We start from the raw sequence: 6,202 nt of genomic DNA on the forward strand, positions 1-6,202 counted from the left end.
GCAGGCCGTCCTGCAGCCCCTGCCCGGTGCGCACGACGCCGGCGTGCTCGGTCATCAGGTTGCGCACTTCGCGCTGCAGCCGCCGGGCTGACTCCGTCCCGCGCTCGCTGAGCAGGGCCTGCATCTCGGCGCGGGCCGACTCGACGGCGGAGGGGTCCCGGCGAACATTGGTGCGGGAGGCCGCGTACTCTGCGGCGTGCTCGCCGGTGATGCGCCCGTAGACGAGCAGCTCGATCAGCGAGTTCCCGCCCAGGCGGTTCGCCCCATGCAGGCCCGAGGACGCCTCGCCGATCGCGTACAGCCCGTCCACGCCGGTGCCGTGGTCCTCCGGGGCCACCCAGACCCCGCCCATGGAGTAGTGAGCGGTCGGGGCGATCTCCATCTTGGTGGTCGTGATGTCCACCATCTGCAGGTCGATCAAGGTGCGGTAGACCCGGGGCAGCTTCTGCAGGATGACCTCCCGCGGCAGATGGGACACGTCCAGATAGACCCCGCCCTTCTCCGTCCCCCGGCCCGAGGCGATCTCGGTATACCCGGCCAGGGCCACCCGGTCGCGGGTGGACAGCTCCATGCGTTCGGGATCGTAGCGCTCCATGTAGCGCTCGCCGAGCGCGTTGGTGAGGATGCCGCCTTCGCCGCGTGCTGCCTCGGAGACGAGTGTGCCGGCAGCGTCGTCGGGCTCCAGCAGTCCGGAGGGGTGGAACTGGACCAGCTCGGCGTCCCGGATCCGGGCTCCGGCCAGGGCCGCCAGGCGGAAGGAGTCGCCGGTGTTCTCGTCCCGCCGGGAGGAGGTGTGGCGCCAGATGCGGGTGTGCCCGCCGGCGGCCAGGATCACCGCGTCGGCGTGGATCTGCACGGGCGTGCCGTCCACGACGTCGAACCCGTAAGCGCCAAAGATGGTACCGTCCGCCACCAGCAGGCGGGTGATGTAGATGCTGTCGATGATGTGCACGTTCAGTTCAGCCGCGCGGCGCATCAGGGTGCGCTGGATCTCCAGGCCGGTGTAGTCGCCGGCGTAGGCAGTACGGCGGTACTTATGCGCGCCGAAGAAGCGCTGGGAAATCCGCCCGTCTTCCTCCCGCGCGAAGGGCATCCCCCACCTTTCCAGGTCCTCGATGCCGTCGGCGGCATTGCGCGTCACGGTCTCCACGATGGCCGGATCGGCCAGGAAATAGGACTCGCGCAAGGTGTCGGCGGCATGCTGCTGCCAGCTGTCCTCGGGATCCATGGTGGCCAGCGCGGCATTGATGCCGCCGGCCGCCAGCGTGGTGTGGGCGTCGTGCTTGCGCCGCTTGCCCACCGCCAGCACCTGGACCCCGCGCTGTGCCAGTTCGATGGAGGCGCGCAGTCCGGCACCACCGGTGCCGATGACGAGGACAGAGGTGGACAACAGTCGCTCAGCGGCGTGCTTTGGGGTCATATCTCCATGCTAGGAACGCAGGTATGATGAGTCCAATGCATTATTCGACTAAACCTGATGTGAAAAGGCTATGATGAGACTCGAGCAGTTGTCCTCCTTTGAGGCGGTGGCCCGGAATGGCCACTTCACCCGTGCCGCCGAGGAGCTCTTCCTCGCCCAACCGTCCCTGAGCCGGCAGATCGCCGCGTTGGAGGCCGACCTGGGCACCAAGCTGTTCCGCCGCGGACCGGCCGGGGTGACACTGACCGACGCAGGCGAGGTGCTGTTGCCCATCGCGCGGCGGATGCTGGGTGACGCGCGGTTCGCCCGCGAACAGATGGACGAACTGGCCGGGCTTCGGCGCGGCCACGTCCGGCTCGGCGCCCCGCCTACCCTGTGCGTCTCACTGGTTGCCGACGTGCTGGCGGCCTTCCGGGCCGCGCATCCAGGAGTGGACCTGCACATCACGGAGGGCGGCTCGCGCTCCCTGGTGGACGCTCTGAACGAGAACGCCCTGGACCTTGCCCTGATGGTCACCCGCGGGGCCGAACCATCCGTAGCCGGCACCGAGCTGATCCCCCTGCTTTCCGAGGAACTGGTGGTGATCTCAGCCGCGGGCTCCCCGATGCCAGGACACGGGAAGGAGCAACCGGGCGAAAGCCCGACCCGGGCCGAGCTCACCCTGGCGGAGCTGGCGGAGATCCCCCAAGTCGCGTTCAACCGCAGCTACGACCTGCGCGGGGCCACCGACGCGGCCTTCTCCGCTGCGGGACTTACCCCGACGATCGCCGTCGAGGGCGCCGAAATGGACGCAGTGCTCCGATTCGTGGAACGCGGGCTGGGAGTGGCCGTGGTTCCGGCCATGGTGGTCATCGACCGCCCCACGCTGGACAGCACCCGCCTGGTGAGCCCCCACCTGACCCGAACCGTGAACTTGGCCCGGCGAACCGACGTCCCGCCCTCGGCCGCGGCAGCTGCCATGCAACAGTTCGTCTTCGAAGCCGTGGACCGACTCGCCGCCCCAGGCACCGACCTCTCGCGACTCGTGACCGTGACGCCGCGTCGCGGATGAGCTCGCATCAGGCAGCAAAGCGGACTCGCTCAACGGACTCCTTCTGCTGCCCGGTGGCGCGGGCAAAGCTCCGTACGCGGCCGAACGCGGGCAGAAAGCCCAAGCGCTGCCGCGGCGGGGCGCCGCTGCACCGTAGGATACTAAGGGTGCTGTTAAACAGGCAGCCGGGAAGCAGGAGACGTTGGCGCCTCATCTAGATCGATCCGGAATGCTGCTCGACGGGCGCTACCTGCTCAAGGAGTTGGCAGGTACCGGAGCGAACGCCAAGGTTTACCGGGCTCGAGATGAGGTTTTGGGGCGGGAGGTAGCCGTCAAGGTTATTCAGCGGCCCACTATGAACGAGGAAGAATTCCACCGCGACAACGCCGAGATCAAGCTTTTGGCCCGGCTAAACCACCCGAATCTGGTGACCCTGCTGGACGCAGGCATCGACAAGATCGAAGCCGGACATCCGCAAATTTATCTGGTGATGGAACTGATTGAAGGCGCCGACCTGAGGGTGCGGCTGGCCGAAGGTGCCCTCCCGCCCCGCCACGTTGCCCAAATCGGCCGCGAATTGGCCGAGGGACTGGCCTACATCCACAACACCTCGGTCGTCCACCGCGACGTAAAACCGGGCAACATCATGCTCTTTAATTACGACGACGACGGGTCGCGCCTGCGCGCCAAGCTCGCCGATTTCGGAGTCGCCATGGTGGTTTCCGATGATGCCCATGTTCCGGGGGTCTACGGGACGGCTGCCTACCTCAGCCCGGAGCAAGCGAGGGGCGAACCGATAGGCCCGCCCAGCGACATTTATTCGCTGGGCCTGGTTCTGCTCGAATGCCTTACCGGCCAGGCTGCCTTTCCCGGCCCGCCGCTGGAGTCGGCTGTTGCCCGTCTGCTGCGTGATCCGGACGTCCCCGCCGGATTCGGGCCGGAGTGGGCAGGGTTGCTGACCGCCATGATGGCACGTGAACCAGAGGAACGGCCCACGGGGCGGGAGGTGGCACTGGCATTGGCTGATTTGGGGCTCGCACTCCGGGGCCGGCACAGGGTGGACGCATCCATAATCCCCGTAGACGAAGATCAACGTATGGAAGCGGTTCGACGCTACGAGATCCTGAACACCCCGCCGGACGGAGCGTACGACCGCATCACCGCACTGGCCTCCCGCCTTCTCGCCGCCCCGATTGCCATTGTCAGCGTGGTGGACCACGATCGCATCTGGTTCAAGTCACACCACGGCCTGGACGTCGAGCAGATCGACCGGGAACCCGGACTCTGCGCCTCGGCCATCCTGCAGCACGGACCCTGGGTCATCAATAATGCGCCCGCGGATCCCCGGGCGTTTGCCAACCCGCTGGTGGCCAGCGACTTCGGGTTGAAGTTTTATGCCGGCGTCCCGCTGAGAACCCGGGACGGATTCAACCTGGGCACCCTCTGCGTACTGGACTTCGAAGCGCGCGACTTCAGCGACGAAGATACTCAGACGTTGGAGGACTTGGCCGCCCTGGTCATGGACGACTTGGAGCTGCGCTTGGAAAGCCGCCGGTACCAGTCGCCCCCTGCCGCTGTGGCGGTCTGAGCACTCCGTGGCGAGGCCCGGTTAGGTGCGCAGCAGGTGTGGTTTCAGGTCCGCAATAGTCGCTGCGCCGATGAGCTGCATTGTCACCTCGATCTCTTTCGCGAGCAGGGTGATCACCCGCTCGACGCCCTCGCGCCCGCCGGCCATGAGCCCGTACAAGTAGGCGCGCCCGATGAGGGTGAAGTCGGCGCCCGCGCACAGCGCAGCGACGATGTCCGCCCCGGACATGATGCCGGAATCGAGGATGATCTCCACCCCTTCCCCGGCTTCGGCCCGCACTTCGGGCAGCGCGCGGAGCGAGACCGGCGCGCGGTCGAGTTGCCGCCCCCCGTGGTTTGAGACGATGAGTCCGTCTGCTCCGGCGTCGAGCGCACGGCGCGTGTCCTCGGCCGTCAGCACGCCCTTGACGAACAGCTTCCCGCCCCACTCCGACCGGATCCATTCAAGGTCCTCGATCGAGAGCGACGGATCGAACATCGAGTTGATCAGCGTGGGCAGGTCCTGGCTGGTCCCGGACAGCGACGCGAACGTGAGCGGGTCGGTGGTGAGGAAGTTGAACCACCACTCGGGCCGGTAAGAGGCATCGAGCACGGTCTTGAGCGTGAGTCTGGGCGGCATTGTCATGCCGTTTCGGGCGTCCCGGAGACGCTGCCCGGCGACCGGTGTGTCCACGGTGACGAGCAGCGTGTCGAAGCCCGAGGCCTCCGCGCGGCGCAGGAGGTCCAGCGATTTCTGCCGGTCCTTCCACAGGTACAACTGGAACCAGCGCCGGCATTCGGGGGCGGTGGCGGCAACCTCCTCGATCGAGCGCGTGCCCATGGTGGACAGCGAGAACGGGATGCCCGCCCCAGCGGCAGCAGCCGCGCCCCCGTCCTCGCCTTCGGCGTGCATGAGCCGGGTAAAGCCGGTCGGCGCAATCCCGAACGGCAGCGATGAAGTCCTGCCCGCGATCGAGGTCGAGAGGTCCACGTTCGCGGTGCCGTGCAGGATGCGGGGGAGAAGCTCGACGGCGTCGAACGCCTCGCGCGTGCGTCTCGCCGTGAGCTCCCGCTGGGCCGCGCCGTCCACGTAGTCGAACGCGGCCGTGGGCGTGCGGCGCTGTGCGATCGCGCGAAGATCCCACACATCCGCGGCGTGCGCGAGCCGCGCAGTCCGGCGATCCAGGGTCGGCAGGTCGAACTTCAGCAGCGGGCGAAGTTCGCTCACACGGGGGAATCTGCGCTTCATGGTGCTACCTCCAAGGTTGTGGAAATCACGGTGCGGTGGTGCCGCGGCCGCGGGCCAGCAGCACAGCGATCACCGAGGACGCGCAGCAGGCCGCAAGGAACAGTGCCGCCGACCACGTACTGCCCTGCGCAGCGGCGATGAGCGCGCCTGCGATGAGGGGGCTCAGGCCCGCCACGATCGCGCCATTGAGTTCGCGCGCGAGCCCGACGCCGGAGAAGCGTCGCTCGGGCGGGAAAAGGTTGGTGAGGAATGCGCCCTGGGCGCCGCTGGTCATCGCGACGACGACGCCGTACCCCACTCCGATCGTGGCTGTCGCAACAGCGACCGACCCGCTCGCCAGGGCGGCGAACAGCGGGAACGCGAACAGCGCGCCGGCCGCGGAACCGATCGCGAGAATCCGGCCAGCTCCGAAGCGGTCGGAAACCCATCCGCCCGCGGGTGTCGCGACCACGCCCGCCAGCGATCCGATCGTGACGGCCAGCAGCGCCTCGGGACGGCTCATCCCGACGGCGGGGGAGGCCATGAAACCGATCGCGAACACCGCCATGATGTAGTTCAGCGCATTGTGGCCAGTGATGGAGAAGAACCCGATCACCACGGCCATCGGGTCCTTGCGCAGGAGTTCGACCACGGGCCGCTTGCGCTTGCGGGCCTCGTCGGCGTGCTCGCTCGCCTGGCGGTATTCCGGCGTCTCCTCGAGTTTGGAGCGGATGAACAGCGCCACGAAGAACAGGACGGCGGAGGCGAGGAACGGGATGCGCCAGGCCCAATCGAGCAGCGCGGCGTCGCCTGCGGAAGAGGCCCAGAGGAAGGCGACGGTCGCGAGGGCGATGCCGGCGGGTGGCGTCGCCAGCACGATGGCAGTGAAGTAGCCGCGCCGTTTGGCGGGGGCGAACTCGGCGACGAGCGTCATGGCCCCCGCGAGCTCGGCGCCCGC

General features: G+C 67.8%; 5 protein-coding genes. 2 read left to right on the forward strand and 3 right to left on the reverse strand.

Features of this window, described 5'->3' with window-relative positions; all coding sequences use genetic code 11:
* On the reverse strand, positions 1-1,420 hold a 1,420-nt coding region (locus AC5RUJ_RS09375; RefSeq protein ID WP_494155789.1), incomplete at its 3' end, for an FAD-binding protein.
* A gap of 73 nt (positions 1,421-1,493) precedes the next feature.
* Here AC5RUJ_RS09375 and AC5RUJ_RS09380 point away from each other — a divergent pair.
* Positions 1,494-2,471 (forward strand): LysR family transcriptional regulator, encoded by a 978-nt coding sequence (locus AC5RUJ_RS09380; protein WP_494127702.1) that lies wholly within the window; start codon positions 1,494-1,496, stop codon positions 2,469-2,471.
* Positions 2,472-2,679: 208 nt separating this feature from the next.
* Entirely contained in the window at positions 2,680-4,038 is a 1,359-nt protein-coding gene (locus tag AC5RUJ_RS09385; protein ID WP_494155790.1) for a protein kinase domain-containing protein, read from the forward strand.
* A 21-nt stretch (positions 4,039-4,059) separates the two neighbouring features.
* Here AC5RUJ_RS09385 and AC5RUJ_RS09390 read toward each other — a convergent pair whose 3' ends face one another.
* Complete coding sequence (locus AC5RUJ_RS09390; protein ID WP_494013484.1) at positions 4,060-5,265, reverse strand: alpha-hydroxy acid oxidase; 1,206 nt, start codon at positions 5,263-5,265, stop codon at positions 4,060-4,062.
* 25 nt (positions 5,266-5,290) lie between these two features.
* The coding region (locus AC5RUJ_RS09395) for an MFS transporter (RefSeq protein WP_494155791.1) at positions 5,291-6,202 on the reverse strand (912 nt) is incomplete at its 5' end.

The sequence above is a fragment of the Arthrobacter sp. Y3223164 genome (genome assembly GCF_059091005.1).

Bases quoted from the DNA above. Each gene is read 5' to 3' on its own strand.
- AC5RUJ_RS09380 (WP_494127702.1), top strand. From the start codon at position 1,494: ATGAGACTCGAGCAGTTGTCCTCCTTTGAGGCGGTGGCCCGGAATGGC.
- AC5RUJ_RS09385 (WP_494155790.1), top strand. From the start codon at position 2,680: ATGCTGCTCGACGGGCGCTACCTGCTCAAGGAGTTGGCAGGTACCGGA.
- AC5RUJ_RS09390 (WP_494013484.1), bottom strand. From the start codon at position 5,265: ATGAAGCGCAGATTCCCCCGTGTGAGCGAACTTCGCCCGCTGCTGAAG.